The following is a 16,930-nucleotide window of genomic DNA, read 5'->3' as shown; positions in this document are numbered from 1 at the left end:
CCAAGGGGTTTTTTATAAAGCTTTAGCTTTTGGATTTCGTGCCGTCACCAAATAGGGATTTAAGGCCGTCGGCAAATTGCTTTATTTGCGCTTTCATCGAGCGCTTTACGCTAATTTCAATGCTACCCAAAATCATTCTGCCGTGAATATAAATTTGTGGACGCTGTTTCACCTGCCCTGCAGATGCAAGCGTATTTCTTGTGTTTTCTACTGAACCCATAATATTACGAATATCGGTGACGACATCGACTGTGTCTGGTACAAAGATTTCGTCACTGCCTAAAATGCAATCTATATAAATATGTACTTCAGGGTGACTAAAAATTGCGTTGCTAAAATCTAGTTCCAAGCTGCCAAGGTAGTTTTTTAGGTGGATCTCTTTAGGTACGACCCACTCGCCACTGCGATGGTTGGAACTAAGTATAGAGGTAATGCTTATTGCCTCAGCACCATCTACGCTTGAGGTAAATTTTGGACCCAAACGAGCGGCTTTTTCGCTGTGATATCTTGCATCCGACTTTAGCGGTAAATCAGCACTAAGTGCTGCAATTTGTTCTTGTTCGTTCAGGTCGTATGCTTTATCCAATCGTCTCTCGAATGCATCAGCCGAAAGCTCACCGTGGCTGTAATTTAGAATTAACTGGTCAATCACCTCTTCCCTAACGGATTCGAGAGGCCTATCTTTTAATGGTACAGACATATGGTTGGTTCCGTTCTCTTGATTTATGCTTATAGAAGCAACAACCAAGCCAACATTAAATCATTTATAAAACAAGTGGTTAGTGTTTTTTAATATCAACTTACTCTATTTATTTACTAATATTTAGTTGTACAAAATAGTATTTGGTCAAAATTACCACTATTAGATGGCAGGCAACGCAGTAGCGCAGGTGTAGTTTGATATTGTCAGTCACTTTGCTATGGTAGTAGGTGTTCGCAAAACAACCAAAGGAGATTAGTTATGGCGAAGAAAAGCGATGTCAAAGCGCTTAAAAAAGAGCTGAAAGCGCGTAAAGCAAAGATTGAAAAGCATGAAGCAAAAATCAAAAAGCTGAAAAAAGCGATTAAAAAGGCTTAAAAGCCAAGTAGCCCTAACGTAAAGGGATAAGCAAGTGAGCGGTAAATATACCGCTCTTTTTGCGATTAAATCGAAAGATGGCTATATAGCAACCAAGTTCCCACACAGATTAAGATCACCCCACCAAAGGTTTCAGCTCGACTACCAAGGAACTTTCCAGCCGAATGCCCAATCATCACACCAATTGTTACCATCATGGTGGTGGCAAGGCCAATGAGCGAAGCGGCGAGCCATATATTCACATCAACAAATGCGAGACTGACACCGACAGCCATTGCATCAATACTGGTACCAAACGCTGTGATAATGGTTTTTAACCAAGGTTGCTTTGCGTGCTGTACTGGCGCATCGTCATTACCCTTAAGGCTCTCATAAATCATATGAGCGCCAAGTCCTAACAGTAAGATAAAGGCAATCCAGTGATCCCAAGCCTCGACATAGCCAGCTGCAGATTGTCCTATTAACCAGCCAATCAGCGGCGTACAGGCTTCAATAACACCAAAAATGAGGCCGATTTTTATGGCTTCGGTAAGCCGAGGTGATTTTAGGCTGGCGCCTTTACCGATTGCCGCGGCAAACGCATCGGTAGACATGGCGTATGCTAACAGTAGCAGGGTGACGAAATTCATTTACATTGCTCCGGTCGGGCGATTTGAGTCCACGACATATCCACACGCCCGACCACAGGCATGGATATATCGATGGTCTCGCCAACCGAGAGGTGTCCGCACCATGGCATTTTGGCCAATTATGTTGATACGAACTCTTCCGAGCATTGGAAGCAGGCTACTCCCCAACGAGTTGCGATAATATCAAGAATTGTTCTAAATAGAAATCTAAGTTTATAGCTAGCTCTACACGATATGGTGGATGAGTTGGCTCCATTTTTAGTTATTTATCTTACAGCAAGACACTAAAGCAGCTCCCTTTTCCTGCTTCAGAAGTCGCGCTGATCCGCCCTTTGTGGCGATGGATAATTTGTTGGCTGAGTGCAAGCCCAATTCCTGAACCATGAGGTTTTGTAGTAAAAAATGGTACGAATATTTTATCAAGTGCGCTGGGTTCTATTCCTTCCCCGTTATCAGCAACTTTGATCTCACATTTGCCGTAGCGATTAATCGTTGCTGATACAGTCACTATTTTTTCATGGTTGTTATGTTTCATGGCATCTTTGGCGTTATTTAGTAGATTGAGCAGCACTTGCTCTATCATTTTTCTATCAACATTAATGCTCAGCGCAGCGGGCGTCACATCAAAGTGTAGGGTGATATGGGCGTCACTAAAGTCGCTTTTTATCAGCGGCGTAATGTCGTCAAGTAAAGTCTGTACCGCAAGCGGTTGGAGGTCAAGTTCAGGAATATGCGTGAGCTTTCTGTAGTTATCAATAAAGCCAAGTAAAGACTGGCTTCTAATACCAATCGCTTGCAGGCTTTGTAGGTAGTCTTCAACGAGTTCTTGGTCTGTCACCGCTTCAGCTAACTGATTATTGGTGATATTAACTAGCGTATTTGAGAGTGAATAAATCGGTGCGACGGAGTTTCCTATTTCATGGATAAGCACGCGGATCAGCTTTTGCCAAGACTCGATTTGGGTACTCTCTAGCTGCTCTGAAATCGCGGTGAAAAGCCAAAGTTGGTACTGATTACCTTGATTGGAAAACGTAAAATATTTAAATAGTAAGTCTTTGGCGATGTGGCTACCTACTTTGGCTTGTTCAAGCTCTGGGTGTGCTGCAAGTAATGAGTGTCCAGACTCTGCGCCGCGAATATCCAACAATTGCTTTGCGCTGTTATTACAAATCAAAATGGTGTGGCCATTTTTGATAAGGATCAGACCTGCTTCTATGTGTTGTAGCATGGTTTCGTAAGTAGTGACGAGCTCTGCCTGTTTGGTTTTATCTTGCTGAGCTTTCTGAATAAGCTCGTTACAGGTTGTAAGTGCTTGCTTACTTATTGGGTGCTTATTATCAATTCTAAAGCTGCCATCTTGATACTTGAGCGCAGTAAACACCTCTTCGAATTGTTGTTTCTGTCTTTTCAGTGTGGCAATAGACAGCACTGTGAATAGGACTGCAATCGCAATGGATAAACCACTAAACAAAAAGACGTAGCTGTGGATAAAGCCCAGCACACCAAGTGTGGCGAATAAAATGGCTGCGAGTTGAAAAATGGCCATGCGAACGAGGCTATTATTCCACATCATACTTCTCCATTTTACGGTACAGTGACGCTCGAGTGATCCCAAGCGCTTTAGCCGCATGGCTGATATTTCCCTTAAAGTCTCGGACCGCCCGCTCTATGGTGTGCTGCTCTATTTTTGCGAGGTTATAGGTGTCAATAAAGCCCGCACTCTCCTCAGAGCTTGCCCCTGGACTGGCGAGCTGAAACTGCAATTGGGTTGAGTCAGATAAAATAACTGCGCGTTCAACCAAGTGTTGTAATTCTCGGATGTTACCGGGCCATTGATACTTGACTAAATTAGCCATCATTTTGTCGCTGACCGTTTTGCACTGTAGCTTGTACTTTTTGCTGTATAGATCAGCATAAAACTCAATAAGTAGTGGAATATCTTGGGGTCTATCTCGTAGTGCTGGAAGTGTGATCTCTACGGTATTAATGCGGTATAACAAGTCCTGACGAAAACTGCCTTCGCGCACCATGTCATACAAATTCATATTGGTTGCGGTGATAAGGCGCAGATCAACCTCTATTTGTTTGCTGCCTCCCACTGGTGTAACCACTCGATTTTGGATCGCAGTAAGTAACTTTCCCTGTAACTCGAGCGGAATATTGGCTATTTCATCTAAAAATAAAGTACCGGATTCCGCAAGCTCAAAGCGACCTGGCTTATTGGCTTTCGCATCTGTAAATGCGCCTTTCATATGGCCGAACAATTCACTTTCGAACAAAGAGCTGGCTATCGTGCCCATATCGACAGACATGAAGGTATTGTCTTTTCGTAAAGACTGTTTATGTAGCTCTCTGGCAACGACTTCTTTACCTGTGCCGCTTTCGCCTAAGATTAAGACATTGGCATCGGTTTTGGCGGCCTTTTCTATGGTTTGAAAAACTTGCTCCATTGCTGGACTCGAGGCAATTAAATGCTCGAATGGTTTGTTTTGCGCAGCCATTGAGATTTGTGCGATTTGCGTGAGCTTCTTGGACTTTTGCCGTTGTGCGCTCAACTCGATGCAATTGGCAACCGTTGCGAGTAGCTTTTCATTTTGCCAAGGCTTGAGGACAAAATCGTTGGCACCAAGTTTGATGGCATCCACTGCCATCGTTAGGTCGCCATAGGCAGTGAAGAGTACAACCACTGCATCTTCATCCAAGGCTTTTATTTGTTTTAGCCAGTAGAATCCTTCGGCGCCGGAGGTTGATTCTCGAGTAAAGTTCATGTCGAGCAATATCAGTGCAAAGTCCTGTTCCGACATTGTTTTAGCGATATCGTGGGGGTTCTCTAGCGTCACGATTTTTTTGTAATATTGTTTGAGCAACATTCTCGTGGCGACGAGAATTTCGCTGTTGTCGTCGACAACTAAAATTGCCTTATCGCTGATAGTCATTACATTTCCTTTTCTCATCAAACTGTACGATATCGTACACTAGGTGTTTAATTTTTTTACACTCTTTTGTTCCATTATTCCAAAAAATAATTTTATGCTTTTGATTTTTATTTGTTTTTTAGTTTGGCATGCAACTTGAGTTATTAGGCTAACCTGAACTCAAGAGAGTGACAAAATGGACAGAAAAATAACACCTAACAAAAGATTTCAGCTGTGGTGGCTGGCGCTACCTGTCATCGTGGTAGCGTATTTTGCATTTGATAGTGCAGCGAGTAGCAGCGGGGATCGTGTTAATCTGGCGATGGATAAAGTCAAGATAAGTGCAGTGACAAAGGGCGAGTTTCATGATCTTATTCCGCTTAGAGGCAGCATCATGCCGAGTAAGTCTGTGTATCTAGATGCCATCGAAGGTGGGCGAGTTGAAGCGCGTTTCGTCGAAGAAGGTGCGATGGTTAAAAAGGGTGACAAACTGCTCGCACTGAGCAACACGAGTTTGCAGCTGGATGTGATCTCCCGTGAGGCGCAGATCTCAGAGCAGCTAAATAACCTACACAATACCCGCTTAGCGATAGATCAAAACCGTTTAAACTTAAAACGAAACCTATTAGAGCTAGATTATCAGGTAAGTCAAAGTGAGCGAAAGCTTGCACAGTTCAAGCGCCTTGGTAGCGGGAATTTAGTTTCAAAAGATGAGCTACAAGCGGCCGAAGATGAAACTGAGTATCTAAAAAACCGCCGCAAGTTAATTATTGAGCAGCAGCAACAAGATGAAAAAATCCGTACGGCACAAATTGCACAGCTAGAAGATAGCGTTGAGCAGCTTAATAAAAACTTAGGTTTTGCGCGTAAAAACCTTGAAAATCTAATTATCAAAGCGCCTATGGATGGTCAATTGACTGCGCTAGACGCGGAACTAGGCGCGTCAAAGGCGAGAGGCTCACGTTTAGGGCAAGTTGATATTGTGTCTGAATATAAAGTGTCGGCCCAAATTGATGAATTTTACTTGGGCCGCGTGTATGCGGGACAAACCGCAAGGTTAACGCTGCAAGGGAGGCCGTATGAGCTAACGCTCGCAAAGGTCTATGCCGAAGTGTCAAATGGTCGCTTTGAAGTGGATTTAACTTTTAATGGTGTGCTGCCCAGCGACATTCGTAGAGGTCAAAGTTTGCAGTTGGAGTTGTTATTAGCAGATGCGAAAGCTGCGACTTTAATACCAAATGGTGGATTTTATCAAGATACCGGCGGCAAGTGGGTATTTGTACTAAAGCAGGGCAGCCAAGTGGCGGTGAAGAAATCGGTGACGTTTGGCGAGCGTAACAACAAATATATTGAAGTGCTTGATGGGCTGGCAGTCGGCGACCGAGTGATCACTTCAAGTTACAGCAGCTTTAAAGACATGCAGTCGGTCAGTTTGACTCGTTAATAGAATTAAAAGGCAAAAGAATATGTTACATCTAACTAAAATAAATAAAGTTTTTCGTACTGAGCTGGTTGAGACTTACGCCCTTGAGGATGTCACGGTGACCGTAGAGCGTGGCGAGTTTGTTGCTATCATGGGGCAGTCAGGTTCAGGTAAATCTACCTTACTCAATATCATCGGCATGCTAGACCATATTGATGGCGGCGAGTATGTTTTTGATGGCAAGGACATCAGCCAGTTAAGTGAAGGTCAGCTTGCTGATATTCGTAAAGACAATATTGGTTTTATCTTCCAAAGTTTTAACCTTATTGATGAGCTCACTGTATATGAGAACGTTGAGCTTCCGCTTATTTATCAGGGGATCTCTAAAGCCGAACGAGCACTGCGTGTGACAGCCGTGCTGGAAAAAGTGAACATTGCGCATCGCAAAGATCATTACCCACAGCAACTTTCAGGTGGTCAACAGCAAAGGGTTGCAGTTGGGCGTGCCATTGTCGCAAAGCCAAAAATGATTCTAGCGGATGAGCCAACCGGTAATCTTGACTCAAAAAATGGTGAAGAAGTCATGGGGCTGTTAGCACAGCTTAACCAAGAAGGGGTAACGATAGTCATGGTGACGCACTCAGATCACCATGCAAATTACGCGCATCGCACGATCCATGTTTTGGATGGCCATATTGTTTCGAGTCAAATGCTGGAGGTTCGTTGTGCTTAAAAATTACTTGTTAATCGCGTATCGCAGCTTACTGCAACAAAAGCTCTACTCAACAATCAATATTTTGGGTTTGGCGATTGGTTTAGCTATTTGTATCAGTATGGCCATCTTTGTTGAATCTGAGCTGGGTTACGACAAGTTTATTGAGGGTCACGAGCAAATCTATCGCTCGTCTGTAAAATGGATGCCGCCAAGTGCGCCTGAACAATACTATGCGCAAGGGCAAGTATTTAACGCAGAAAACTATCAAGCACACTTTGAAGAAGTGGTTGATGCTACTCGCTTTCGAGAAGTGAGCGTTGCGCTTGGGCAAGGCAAGGAAAGTTTTCTTCATGATGGTGTATTCCTCGCTGACCCCAACTTTGTTGATTTTTTCTCCTTAGATCTAATTGACGGAGAGCGTCAGTCGGCACTCGAGGCTCCCAACACCATTGTTTTAACCCAAGCAGCTGCAATGCTCTATTTTGGTCGCACGAATGTTGTTGGAGAATCTTTACTTGGTGCAGGAAAACTACCGTTAAAGGTGAGCGCTGTGATAAAAGACTTGCCACTGCGCACCCATTTAAACGTCTTTGCGCTGATCAGTATGGCAACGGCCACCACTTATTATGGTGATAACAGCTGGCAGCGTGACCCAAGTTTTAACTATTTCACTTACGTTAAATTAGCGGATGGGGTAACCGGTGAAGATGTTGAAGCAAAAATCCCAAGTTATTTAGAAAATCATTATGGTCCGGGAACTAGCGACACCCTTGGCTTTGAATTAATGCCTATCACCGATATTTATCTTCACTCACATCAGTATGGTGAAATGAAAGAAAATGGTGATATCAATACCGTTTATTCGTTTAGTGTTATTTCAGCGCTTATTCTCTTTATTGCGTGTGTTAATTTTATGAATTTGTCGACTGCCACAGCAACCAAGCGCGCAAAGGAAGTGGGAGTACGTAAGACATTAGGCGCTAAACAGCAGCATTTAGTTATGCAGTTTGTGGTTGAGGCGATGATGTTGAGTTATATCGCGTTGATCATTGCTGTAGCGCTGGTTGAGGCTGGTTTACCTTTGTTTGCGAGTTTTATCGGCAAGCCGCTCAGTTTTGACTTCTATTCAGAGCCGTTAGTGTTGACTACGCTGTTGCTTTTAGGGTTATTCGTTGGCTTAATCTCAGGCGCATACCCTGCCTTTTATCTAAGCCGCTTTAAACCTGCTAAAGTGCTTAAAGGAGAAGTGACACAGGGTAAATCTGGTGCGCTGCTGCGTAAAGGGCTGGTGGTATTTCAATTTAGTGTCGCCGTGGTGCTTATTATCGCCACCACGGTATCTAACCAGCAACTAAAGTACGCAAGAGCCATAGAGCTCGGTTATGACAAAGACAATACTTTTGTGCTGAGCCGTCTTTATACAGATATCGCCAGTCAACAGCGTAGCGCATTAAAAACACAACTGCTCTCTCACCCAAGTATTGTCAGCGTGACAGCAAGTTCAGCGGTACCAACAGAGACCATTGTCGATGCTTTTGGGATGGTTAATCCAAAAACACAATTGTCGCAGACCATGCCGACATTGGCAGTAGATGAAGATTATTTTAGCAGCTACAACATTAAGTTACTGAGTGGCCGAGGGTTTAGTCGCGATTTTCCTGCCGATAAGTTCGCGATGCCGAGTGCAGCTGAGCCAAATCCGCGTTTTTCGGTTGTGATTAATGAAAAGGCGGCGCAGAATTTAGGATTTAGTGCTGATGAAGCAGTTGGTAAAACATTTGAAGTACGATTAACTCGGCATTCAAGCGCTACGGCGACTATCATCGGGGTGACGCAAAACTACTATTTTTCTTCGCTTAAAACAGAGATAAGCCCAACGTATCACTTGCTAAGAGAGAATGAAGGCAATTCGATGGCGATAAAATTTCAAGGTGATACAGCGCAAACTCGCGACTTTATAGAGGCCACTTGGCGCAAGCTAGTACCAGAACAAGAAATGGAACTGACTTATCTACAAACTAAATTTGAGCAGATGTATCGCCAGGAAGACAAAGAAATCATTGTGTTTAATTTGTTCTCTATGCTGGCGATTTTCATTGCTTGTTTAGGTTTATTTGGTCTTGCCTCTTTTACTACAAAAAGGCGCACCAAAGAGATTGGGGTGCGTAAAGTGCTTGGTGCTTCGGTGATGGATATCGTGATATTGATCAACAAGGAATTCTCAAAGCAAGTGCTGATCGCAAACCTGATAGCGTGGCCGCTTGCGTACTTTGTGATGCAGCAGTGGTTAAACAACTTTGTCTATCGTGTTGACCTTTCAATCGTGCCATTTTTGATTGCAGCAAGTTTAGCGTTTGCAATTGCTTGGCTAACGGTCGGCTCGTTGACGCTAGTTGCCGCACAAGCGCGACCTGTAAAATCATTAAGATACGAGTAATTGCAACAAAACAGGCCTCACAATGAGGCCTGAACAGAGATAAGTTAAGCGCCTGGACCACATTCCAAGCAGTGCTTGATAATATCCGGGCCAAACTTCAAGTTTGCATTTAGATTTCGCAGTGCCGTTCTTAGGCCTTCTTCTATCACTGGGTGGTAGAAAGGCATTTCGAGCATTTGTGGCACGGTCATCTTGTTTTGTAGCGCCCAAGCAAGTAAATGCGCCATATGCTCAGCAGCTGGGCCGACAAATTCGGCACCTAAGAATAATCCGGTGCCTTGCTCAGCGTAGACTCGCATATGGCCTTTGTTTTTTAACATCACGCGGCTGCGGCCTTGGTTTTCAAAGCTTACCTCTCCGATGGCAAAGCAGCCACAATTGCCATATTGCTTTTCCAACTCTTTATAACTTGCTCCAACCATCGCAATTTGTGGGTCGCTAAATACCGCCGCAAGCTTTGCACGGCGCAGTCCCACTCTCACATCAGGGAAGCGACCGGCATTTTCACCTGCAATCGTGCCTTGATCTGCGGCTTCATGTAGAAGCGGGATCTGGTTGCTGGCATCACCTGCAATAAAAATCGGGGCGTTACCTGAGCCATCAAGACATTGCATGGTATGTGGGTCGGCTAGCGGTACGCCTCGGTCATCAAGCTCAAGCGTGGTATTTTCTAGCCCTAAGTTATTAACATTGGGCACACGACCTGTGGCTGCCAACACATAGTCAAACTGCTCGGTTTGTGGTTTCCCTTGTTTGTCAATGTAGGTAAGCTCGGCTTTGTCACCGACCTGTTTCATATCTGATACTTTGGCATCTGTGTCGAGGTAAAACTCATCACTGAACACAGTGGTGGCATAGTCTTTGACGATTGGATCGGTTAGTGGTCCAAGGCCACCGCCGACACCAAATACTTTGACCTTTACGCCAAGTCGGTGTAGCGCTTGACCTAGTTCTAAGCCAATCACGCCGGGGCCAAATACGGCCACTGAGTCGGGTAAATTGTCCCAGTCAAAAACGTTATCGTTAATGACTAAGCGGTCGCCAAAATTATTAAACACACCGGGGTAGCTAGGTCTTGAACCTGTAGCGATAACAAAACGTTTGGCTGTGATCTGAGTGTGGTCGTCCAACTGTACCGTATGGCTGTTGATAAATTTTGCACTGCCGCGTAGTTTATCTTGCTCAGGTAGTTCGTCGACAGCTTCGACGACAAAGCCAACGAAGCGATCTCGCTCACGCTTTACTCTCGCCATAACCGCTTTACCGTCAATTTCAGCGGGTTTTACATTAATACCAAATTTAGGCGCGACCTCAATTTGATGTGCAGCTTCAGCTGCGGCAATCAGTAACTTGCTCGGCATGCAACCAACCCGTGCGCACGTTGTGCCGTATACGCCAGACTCAATCATCAGTACTTCTGAGGTATATTTTTTGGCATTTCTATAGGCGCTGAGACCCGCTGTTCCCGCACCAATCACGACTACGTCGGTGTTTATCTTTTTCATTTTTTGCTCCGAAATCAGAAAGTGTGATACCAATTTACTTAATTAAGAGGTCTATTTGAGGCGAGAAAATCTTGTCGATAACCAGGCAAAAATTTTGCTATTTAGTTGTTCTAAATGAGAAATTTTTAACGCAGTTAGCGTCAGATTTGCTCCTTCAAATTGAGCAAGTATTAAGATAAATTGGTATACTCCCCCCATGACAGTGTCACTAGTCATTGTGTTTTGTTGTGTTGAGGGGGAACATTTTGACTTGGTGAGCAAGTTCACCAAGTCATGTTGTGGGGGATGAGTGATTAAGCGAAATATTCAGCTAAATCGTCTGAACCACCGATGTGTTTACCACCGATAAATACTTGCGGCACGGTTTCGCGACCAGACAGCGCTTTAAGACTGGTTAGCGATGCTTGTTGACCAAGTACCAGCTCTTCATATGCCAGTCCTTTTTCTTTTAGCAAAGCTTTGGCTTTTTCACAGAATGGACAGCCAATCTTGCTAATAACGGTAACCGGCTCTGGTTTGATTTGGCGCGGGTTAATGTACTCCAGCATAGTATCTGCGTCTGATACCTCAAACGGGTCGCCAGGCTTTTCTGGTTCGATAAACATTTTGTCAATCACACCATCTTTTACCAGCATTGAATAACGCCAGCTGCGTTTGCCAAAACCTAAATCGTTTTTATCAACTAACATGCCCATGCCGTCAGTGAATTCGCCGTTACCGTCAGGTAGTAGTGTAATATTCTGCGCTTCTTGGTACTGTGCCCATGCGTTCATTACAAACGTATCATTAACGGATAAACACACGATTTCGTCGACACCATTTTGTTTAAATACGCTAGCAAGCTCGTTATAGCGCGGTAAGTGCGTTGACGAACAAGTTGGTGTAAAGGCACCAGGCAAAGAAAATACAACCACAGTTTTACCTTTAAAAATTTCATCGCTGGTGACGTGCTTCCACTCTTCATTTTCTCTAATTGGGAATGTAACCTGTGGTACGCGTTGACCTTCAATATTCTTTAACATTTTGCTTTCCTTCTTAAGTTGATGGAGCCATTATGCCGCGCGCATTTTGATTTGTATAATTGATAGTTAAGATTAAAGTGTTCAATAAAATTGATTGTTTTCAACTTCAAATATTTGTATTTTTTAATCTAGCCAATGCTGCTAAGTTGAGGTTAGTCAATTTTTACGGGAACAGGGAATATTTAGATGAAAGCAAACTTTGAATTAATGGCGGATTACAATTGCTGGATGAACGAAAGATTATATGAAGCTGTTTCGGGATTGAGCGCCACGGAATTACACCAAGATCGAGGGGCTTTTTTTGGATCCATTATGGGATCGTTAAACCATATTCTTGTTGCCGATATTATTTGGCTTAAGCGCTATACAGAGCATAGCCATCATGCTGAAGCACTGAATGCTGTAGCAACAATGCCGCTGCCGACAAAGCTTGATGCGATGCTGTATGAAGATTTTGCAGCGTTGAGACAGGCAAGGGCTGAAATGGATAAGGTGATTATTGAGTTTGCGAATGAAGTCACTGAGGAGGCGCTTGCAGCCGATTTACACTACAAAAACACACAAGGTAAAACCTTTTCTCGCAAGTTTGGTTTTTTAGTGCATCATTTATTTAATCATCAGACGCACCATAGAGGGCAAATAACGACATTACTCAGCCAGATTGGTATTGATATGGGAGAAACCGATCTATTAGCGCGGATCCCCACATCATTTGGTTAGTGGTTTAGCTTTACCGCTTCAGTTATGTCTAGTGTTATCAGCAATGAGAAGGGTTATAAAGCTAGACATTAGCTCTACAGGCCTTTAAAAACCGTGTTCGGTAAAGCCTGCTAATAAGAATTTCACTCGCTAACTTTTCATAATAACTCTGAATAGAGCTCCTCTAGCCATTCATGAAGGTCCTCTATCGAGTCAAAATCTTCGTCTGTTAATTCTTCATACTCTGTTAGTGAAATAAGATTTAAGTCTATAACCTCCCGAAGTTGGGCTCTGACTTTAATCAAGTCATAAGGGTAGTCTTCTCCAATGCCGACAGCTCTTCTCAAAATACTGGGGTCATAGCTTTCGACATGACAATAAGTTTTTAAAATGGTTCTTAAAGGATCTTCAAGTTTATTCATCGTATATTTACTTCTTTAGTTCAGGGTATAATGTGTGCAATTTAATGTTACCATCTTCTATTAGATATATAGCTTTGGCGTTTCCGTTTGAAAAATCTGTAACCTCGTATCCAGTGGGGTTTTTCTTGGAACCTAGTCTAGTTATTCCGCGTACCGCATTTCTGTAGTTAGAGCCAAAAATATCTTCAAGTGGTATTTGTATCTCAACAAATGGTTCTTTATTAACTTTTGCTTTCTTTGTCAATAAATTAAATGATTTAGTACTTTTAATATAATTATCGGCACGAATGAGTGCTTCGTCTGAAGAAAACGCAGAGGCATTTTTTCCTACTCTGTGCAGTGCTGGAGACCCATCTGGATTCTTTCGGTAAGCATCATATATAGTGCCAGAGGCAGGGTCTTTCCCTCGTAGAGCTCTGTCTACTAATTGTTTTTTCGTGACTCTATTTGGCCCTCCATGCCTTGCAGGTGCATGTCCCTCCATATCAAGACGCTTTATTTGTTCAGAAACCGACTGACTATTAACTGTCCCGGGCAACTCATTCCCTTTTGGCGGTTCCAACTCATCGGCTTTGGCTTTGGTTGGTTTGTCGGTAACGCCTCGAATTGGTGGTTGGCCTTGATACTCATCCAGTGCTTTATTAACTCGCTGTCCGATTTCTTGGGCGGCTTGTTGCATATGTTGGTCGATTTTTGGGGTGACCTCGTCTAGGCGTTTAACCGTGGCTTGCATGCCTTCGATGGCGGCGTCTGGAAGTAGTAGGTCGTAGTGCCAACTGGTAGACATGTCATCGAGTGAATCGCGCAGGCCTTTGACGATGTTTTTAACTTCCGTGGCGGATTGTTTTCCTAGGTCTTGCCAGTTGATGTTTCTTAGGTATTTAACTGGGTCGCCTTTGCCGAGCTTGCGTAGTACGGCAAGCGCAGCCGAGAGCGATTCTCCAGTATTTTTTAAGATAACCTTGCCCACGCCTTTGACTGCTGAGCCCACAACTGGTACTAAACCAATACCCGTTAGGGTAAAAGCAAGCCAAGCGTCGGTGTCGTTGGCTTCATCATCGTCGGTCAGTAACATGACATTGGCAATGATATCTCGTAAATCCATGACTTGGTCGATAATCGGTATCATGGAAATCAAGGTGCCTACCACGATTTGTGACGTAGAGGGGTTTTGATTAAAGTCGCCTTGTAGTGTGCCCCATAACCAATCACCTGCTTGGGTTGCAATGCCATTGGCTTCTATCAGTGGTGCGGTATTGCCGCTGCGTACCATTTCAGCCGCTCGCGCTGGGGTGATTTTTCCATACAGTGGATTTTTAGGGCGATTATCTTCTGGCAGGTAATCGCGTTTATCCTCACCATATTGCACGGTATATTGACCTGGCGGGGCATTCTCAATTTTTGCTTTACCGCTGTCGTCTAAGGTACCAGTCAACTCTGTGCCGTTTGCAAATCGAATGGTATAAGGTGCGCCCATAATTGGGCTGCCATCTTGATAGGTGTAAGACAGCTCAATGGTACTGCTCATCATGGTGGCAATGCCATCGGCGGCAAGTGAGAGTCGAGCATTCTCAGAGAGCGCTTGAATTTGCGGCACACTCGGCATAGTGGCGCTTTGTTTACCACCAATATCTTGCTCCATGCTGCCGTCAAACACGGTCATGGCTTTGCCTTTTAAGGTCAGTAACTTGTCTGCAAAGATGTTGACGTTACCACTTGAGTCAATGCTGATTTCACTGCCACCATTGGCAAGGGTGAGGTTGCCAGAGCCACTGCCTTTAATCGTGATATTGCCTTGGCTTTGAATGATTTGACTTCCCGCCGGGGCGGTGATGGTGAGATTGTTGTCTGCCTTGAGGTTGATATCACTTTGGATAACACTGCGATGGCTGCGGCCCGCCTTAAGGGTCAAATCTTGTTTGGCGCTGGCGTCAATTTGATTGGCGGTGACGTCTAGGTTGGTTGCGGCATCGGCAATCACCGACTTTTTACTCTCCAGTGCCAATTGTTGTTTGGCGCTGGCAATAAAGGTTTTATTGGTGAGTAGTCGAATTGCGCTTTTAACACTGCCAAGTTGTATGTCTTTGGCTGCAAAAATATTCATTGCGCCAAGTTGCGCAAGCCAGTGAATATAAGGCTGCTTTTTATCCCCATGTAACACCAAGTGCTGGTTGCCCGCTAGGGTTTGCAACACAATATGCGGGGTTTTTGGGGTGTCATCAAACATCAACAGGTTTTGGCCGCGAGAGCAGAGCACGTTTTGGGCGTTATTGGCGCTAGTAACAACAGATGGTTGCGTGTCGTTAAGGGCAAACCCTAACAGGTAACTTTGGTCTGGGTCGTTGTTCATACAACCGATGAGCACATTACTGTCTGGCAGCAGTGGAAAGTGTAACCCTGTCGGTTGCTTTTGACCACGACAGGCATATTGTGTGAGGCGCTTTACCGATTCAGTCACCTGACTATCAAAATGTACTTGCGTGGCATATTGCCCTTGTGCATCTAAGTGAGGATTGGCCTTTGACCCCGACAGCGAGCGCACTGTGGCGGTAAACACCATCGGCTTGGGGCTATGCTCTGGGGGCGCGATACGTATTGGCTCACCCCGTGGTACACACACCGACTCGCTATGATGCGCAACTTGCTTAGGGTCATTGGCACTGCCTTGCTTATACACCTGTTTACTGCGAATACAGGTATAATCGCCACCTTTTGCTGTGCCCAATTTACCATTTAACGAAAACGAATAACCGGCATTGGCTTCGGCTACGTTCCCTACCAGCGTGACTTCATTTTTACCTTGTTGATAGGCAAGCTCTAGATTGCCAGTGCGCTCAAATTGCTCAGCAGGGTTTTGTGCAGCAGGCTCAAAATAACTGCGCTGGGCCGAGCTGACTGAGGTTGGTGGATGGGCATTCACATGCACTTGGGAGCCACCCATTCTAAAGCGATGGCGGCTTTGGCACTGCGTAAACCCAACAAAGCTGGTTTCATGCTCGTGCACCAGACCATCTTTATCTGTCACCGACAGCAAGCCTCGCTCAATATAGGGGCTTGCAAGATTCCCCTCGGCAATCACTATCGACTCAATAAAATCATGGCATTCAAACCAATAAATTAAGCCGTACTTTGCTAAGAGTCGGGTGAAAAAGGTGTAGTCGTTTTCTAGTGCTTGTACGCACTGCGGTAGCGTGGGTAAATCTTTAGTGACTCGCCATTTTATCCGGTCTTGTGAATAGCCGGCTTTTTGTATCAGCTTATTGAGGACAGACTGAACATTGGCTTGTACAAAGATTTGGCTTTTTTCTGTTTGCTTAAGTAACTCAAGGCGAGGCTTTAAGACCACTTCTGCACTACAGGTGTGCTCAGACACAAAACCAGATTGGATATCAAACAAAGTCCCAGTGAAATACGTCGATATTGCATCTGGTGACTCAATTTCAAACGTGAGCATATTGCCGACAAGTAATTCATCAGCAAGGTCAAATTGGGATTCTAGGTTCGCTTTGAGTAAAAAGCCGCTATTGATACAGGTCGTGAGTTCAAAATCGACGACATGTACAGGATGGTTAGTACCATACACCACAATCCTTGTTTGCATTTTTTATGTCCACTGTTGTTGGTTAAAGCCATTCCACCAATACGCGGTACTACTTCCTAGTGTGCTGCGATTGGTTCTTATTTGCGCGCTATTGTTACATAAAAGATAAGCATTTTTAACTCATTTTTTTATTCAGCATTCGGATGCTTATCTTTTGGCATAACGATGGTTTTGAAAACACCTCCCCGAAATCACACCGAATCCTCAAATCCAAGTCGATATATAATATAGCGTTGTGGGAGGCGGTTCACCCGCCGAGAAGTATGCTTTTCAGGTGAAGAAGAAGTGCCTTTTCTTTTGCGCAACGATTCTTTGGGCATCAAAGAAAAGTAAGTTGTAGCCCATGGATGGGCGTCCAAACCTGTCAGGAGGACATATTAGCCTTACCCTCCATGGCTCGTATCAAAGCGCATCCATGCGCTCCTCGTTCATTCTTTTTAAACGACGAAAAAGAACGAACCAAGAAAACGTCGCCCCAGCATCA

At 44.3% G+C, this 16,930-nt stretch carries 11 protein-coding genes, 2 pseudogenes and 1 riboswitch; of the genes and pseudogenes, 4 read left to right on the top strand and 9 right to left on the bottom strand.

The annotated features are described in order from the left end of the window. Nucleotides 1-22: 22 nt before the first annotated feature. The 4 genes from ABMY45_RS07680 to ABMY45_RS07665 all read right to left on the bottom strand — a co-directional run bounded on the left by ABMY45_RS07680 (nucleotide 23) and on the right by ABMY45_RS07665 (nucleotide 4,643). Entirely contained in the window at nucleotides 23-700 is a 678-nt protein-coding gene (locus ABMY45_RS07680; protein ID WP_349288699.1) for a LiaF domain-containing protein, read from the bottom strand. A gap of 443 nt (nucleotides 701-1,143) precedes the next feature. Continuing rightward, nucleotides 1,144-1,707, bottom strand: a complete 564-nt coding sequence (locus tag ABMY45_RS07675; RefSeq protein WP_349288698.1) for a manganese efflux pump MntP family protein — start codon at nucleotides 1,705-1,707, stop codon at nucleotides 1,144-1,146. A 19-nt stretch (nucleotides 1,708-1,726) separates the two neighbouring features. Continuing rightward, nucleotides 1,727-1,885, bottom strand: a riboswitch (yybP-ykoY riboswitch). A 93-nt stretch (nucleotides 1,886-1,978) separates the two neighbouring features. Continuing rightward, nucleotides 1,979-3,280 (bottom strand): HAMP domain-containing sensor histidine kinase, encoded by a 1,302-nt coding sequence (locus ABMY45_RS07670; RefSeq protein ID WP_349288697.1) that lies wholly within the window; start codon nucleotides 3,278-3,280, stop codon nucleotides 1,979-1,981. Next, nucleotides 3,267-4,643, bottom strand: a complete 1,377-nt coding sequence (locus ABMY45_RS07665; RefSeq protein WP_349288696.1) for a sigma-54 dependent transcriptional regulator — start codon at nucleotides 4,641-4,643, stop codon at nucleotides 3,267-3,269. The genes ABMY45_RS07670 and ABMY45_RS07665 overlap by 14 nt, the downstream gene beginning before the upstream one ends. Before the next feature lie 175 nt (nucleotides 4,644-4,818). On the opposite strand from ABMY45_RS07665, the gene ABMY45_RS07660 reads away from it, so the two are divergent. From ABMY45_RS07660 to ABMY45_RS07650, 3 genes are read left to right on the top strand one after another with little or no spacing between them, the layout of a single operon-like run. After that, complete coding sequence (locus tag ABMY45_RS07660; RefSeq protein WP_349288695.1) at nucleotides 4,819-6,066, top strand: HlyD family efflux transporter periplasmic adaptor subunit; 1,248 nt, start codon at nucleotides 4,819-4,821, stop codon at nucleotides 6,064-6,066. Nucleotides 6,067-6,088: 22 nt separating this feature from the next. After that, nucleotides 6,089-6,778 carry an ABC transporter ATP-binding protein gene (locus ABMY45_RS07655; RefSeq protein WP_349288694.1) on the top strand — a complete coding sequence of 230 codons (690 nt, stop codon included), beginning with the start codon at nucleotides 6,089-6,091 and terminating at the stop codon, nucleotides 6,776-6,778. Then, nucleotides 6,771-9,197 (top strand): ABC transporter permease, encoded by a 2,427-nt coding sequence (locus ABMY45_RS07650; protein WP_349288693.1) that lies wholly within the window; start codon nucleotides 6,771-6,773, stop codon nucleotides 9,195-9,197. The genes ABMY45_RS07655 and ABMY45_RS07650 overlap by 8 nt, the downstream gene beginning before the upstream one ends. 44 nt (nucleotides 9,198-9,241) lie before the next feature. On the opposite strand, the gene ABMY45_RS07645 is transcribed toward ABMY45_RS07650, so the two are convergent. Together ABMY45_RS07645 and ABMY45_RS07640 are read right to left on the bottom strand one after the other, a co-directional pair. Further along, nucleotides 9,242-10,702 carry a dihydrolipoyl dehydrogenase gene (locus tag ABMY45_RS07645; RefSeq protein WP_349288692.1) on the bottom strand — a complete coding sequence of 487 codons (1,461 nt, stop codon included), beginning with the start codon at nucleotides 10,700-10,702 and terminating at the stop codon, nucleotides 9,242-9,244. Between the two features lie 293 nt (nucleotides 10,703-10,995). Then, entirely contained in the window at nucleotides 10,996-11,724 is a 729-nt protein-coding gene (locus tag ABMY45_RS07640) for a glutathione peroxidase (protein ID WP_069021877.1), read from the bottom strand. A gap of 186 nt (nucleotides 11,725-11,910) precedes the next feature. Between ABMY45_RS07640 and ABMY45_RS07635 the strand changes: the two genes are divergently transcribed. Further along, nucleotides 11,911-12,444, top strand: coding sequence for a DinB family protein (locus ABMY45_RS07635; protein ID WP_010605623.1), 534 nt, complete (start codon nucleotides 11,911-11,913; stop codon nucleotides 12,442-12,444). A gap of 137 nt (nucleotides 12,445-12,581) precedes the next feature. Here the strand turns inward: ABMY45_RS07635 and ABMY45_RS07630 are convergent, their stop codons facing one another. The 3 genes and pseudogenes from ABMY45_RS07630 to ABMY45_RS07620 form a co-directional block, all read right to left on the bottom strand. After that, nucleotides 12,582-12,845, bottom strand: coding sequence for a hypothetical protein (locus ABMY45_RS07630; RefSeq protein ID WP_045989826.1), 264 nt, complete (start codon nucleotides 12,843-12,845; stop codon nucleotides 12,582-12,584). A 529-nt stretch (nucleotides 12,846-13,374) separates the two neighbouring features. Continuing rightward, nucleotides 13,375-13,632, bottom strand: a pseudogene (locus ABMY45_RS07625) (hypothetical protein); the annotation flags it as partial. A 1,911-nt stretch (nucleotides 13,633-15,543) separates the two neighbouring features. After that, nucleotides 15,544-16,446, bottom strand: a pseudogene (locus ABMY45_RS07620) (phage late control D family protein); the annotation flags it as partial. Between the last annotated feature and the right edge of the window lie 484 nt (nucleotides 16,447-16,930).

This window comes from Pseudoalteromonas sp. XMcav11-Q (genome assembly GCF_040104525.1).
GTDB lineage: Bacteria > Pseudomonadota > Gammaproteobacteria > Enterobacterales > Alteromonadaceae > Pseudoalteromonas.
This window is presented reverse-complemented; position numbering and strand designations above follow the sequence as displayed.

What these genes read in the sequence shown, in the direction of transcription:
- ABMY45_RS07680 (WP_349288699.1), bottom strand. Translation starts at nt 700, where the DNA reads ATGTCTGTACCATTAAAAGATAGGCCTCTCGAATCCGTTAGGGAAGAG.
- ABMY45_RS07640 (WP_069021877.1), bottom strand. Translation starts at nt 11,724, where the DNA reads ATGTTAAAGAATATTGAAGGTCAACGCGTACCACAGGTTACATTCCCA.
- ABMY45_RS07660 (WP_349288695.1), top strand. Translation starts at nt 4,819, where the DNA reads ATGGACAGAAAAATAACACCTAACAAAAGATTTCAGCTGTGGTGGCTG.
- ABMY45_RS07645 (WP_349288692.1), bottom strand. Translation starts at nt 10,702, where the DNA reads ATGAAAAAGATAAACACCGACGTAGTCGTGATTGGTGCGGGAACAGCG.
- ABMY45_RS07630 (WP_045989826.1), bottom strand. Translation starts at nt 12,845, where the DNA reads ATGAATAAACTTGAAGATCCTTTAAGAACCATTTTAAAAACTTATTGT.
- ABMY45_RS07670 (WP_349288697.1), bottom strand. Translation starts at nt 3,280, where the DNA reads ATGATGTGGAATAATAGCCTCGTTCGCATGGCCATTTTTCAACTCGCA.
- ABMY45_RS07665 (WP_349288696.1), bottom strand. Translation starts at nt 4,643, where the DNA reads ATGACTATCAGCGATAAGGCAATTTTAGTTGTCGACGACAACAGCGAA.
- ABMY45_RS07635 (WP_010605623.1), top strand. Translation starts at nt 11,911, where the DNA reads ATGAAAGCAAACTTTGAATTAATGGCGGATTACAATTGCTGGATGAAC.
- ABMY45_RS07675 (WP_349288698.1), bottom strand. Translation starts at nt 1,707, where the DNA reads ATGAATTTCGTCACCCTGCTACTGTTAGCATACGCCATGTCTACCGAT.
- ABMY45_RS07655 (WP_349288694.1), top strand. Translation starts at nt 6,089, where the DNA reads ATGTTACATCTAACTAAAATAAATAAAGTTTTTCGTACTGAGCTGGTT.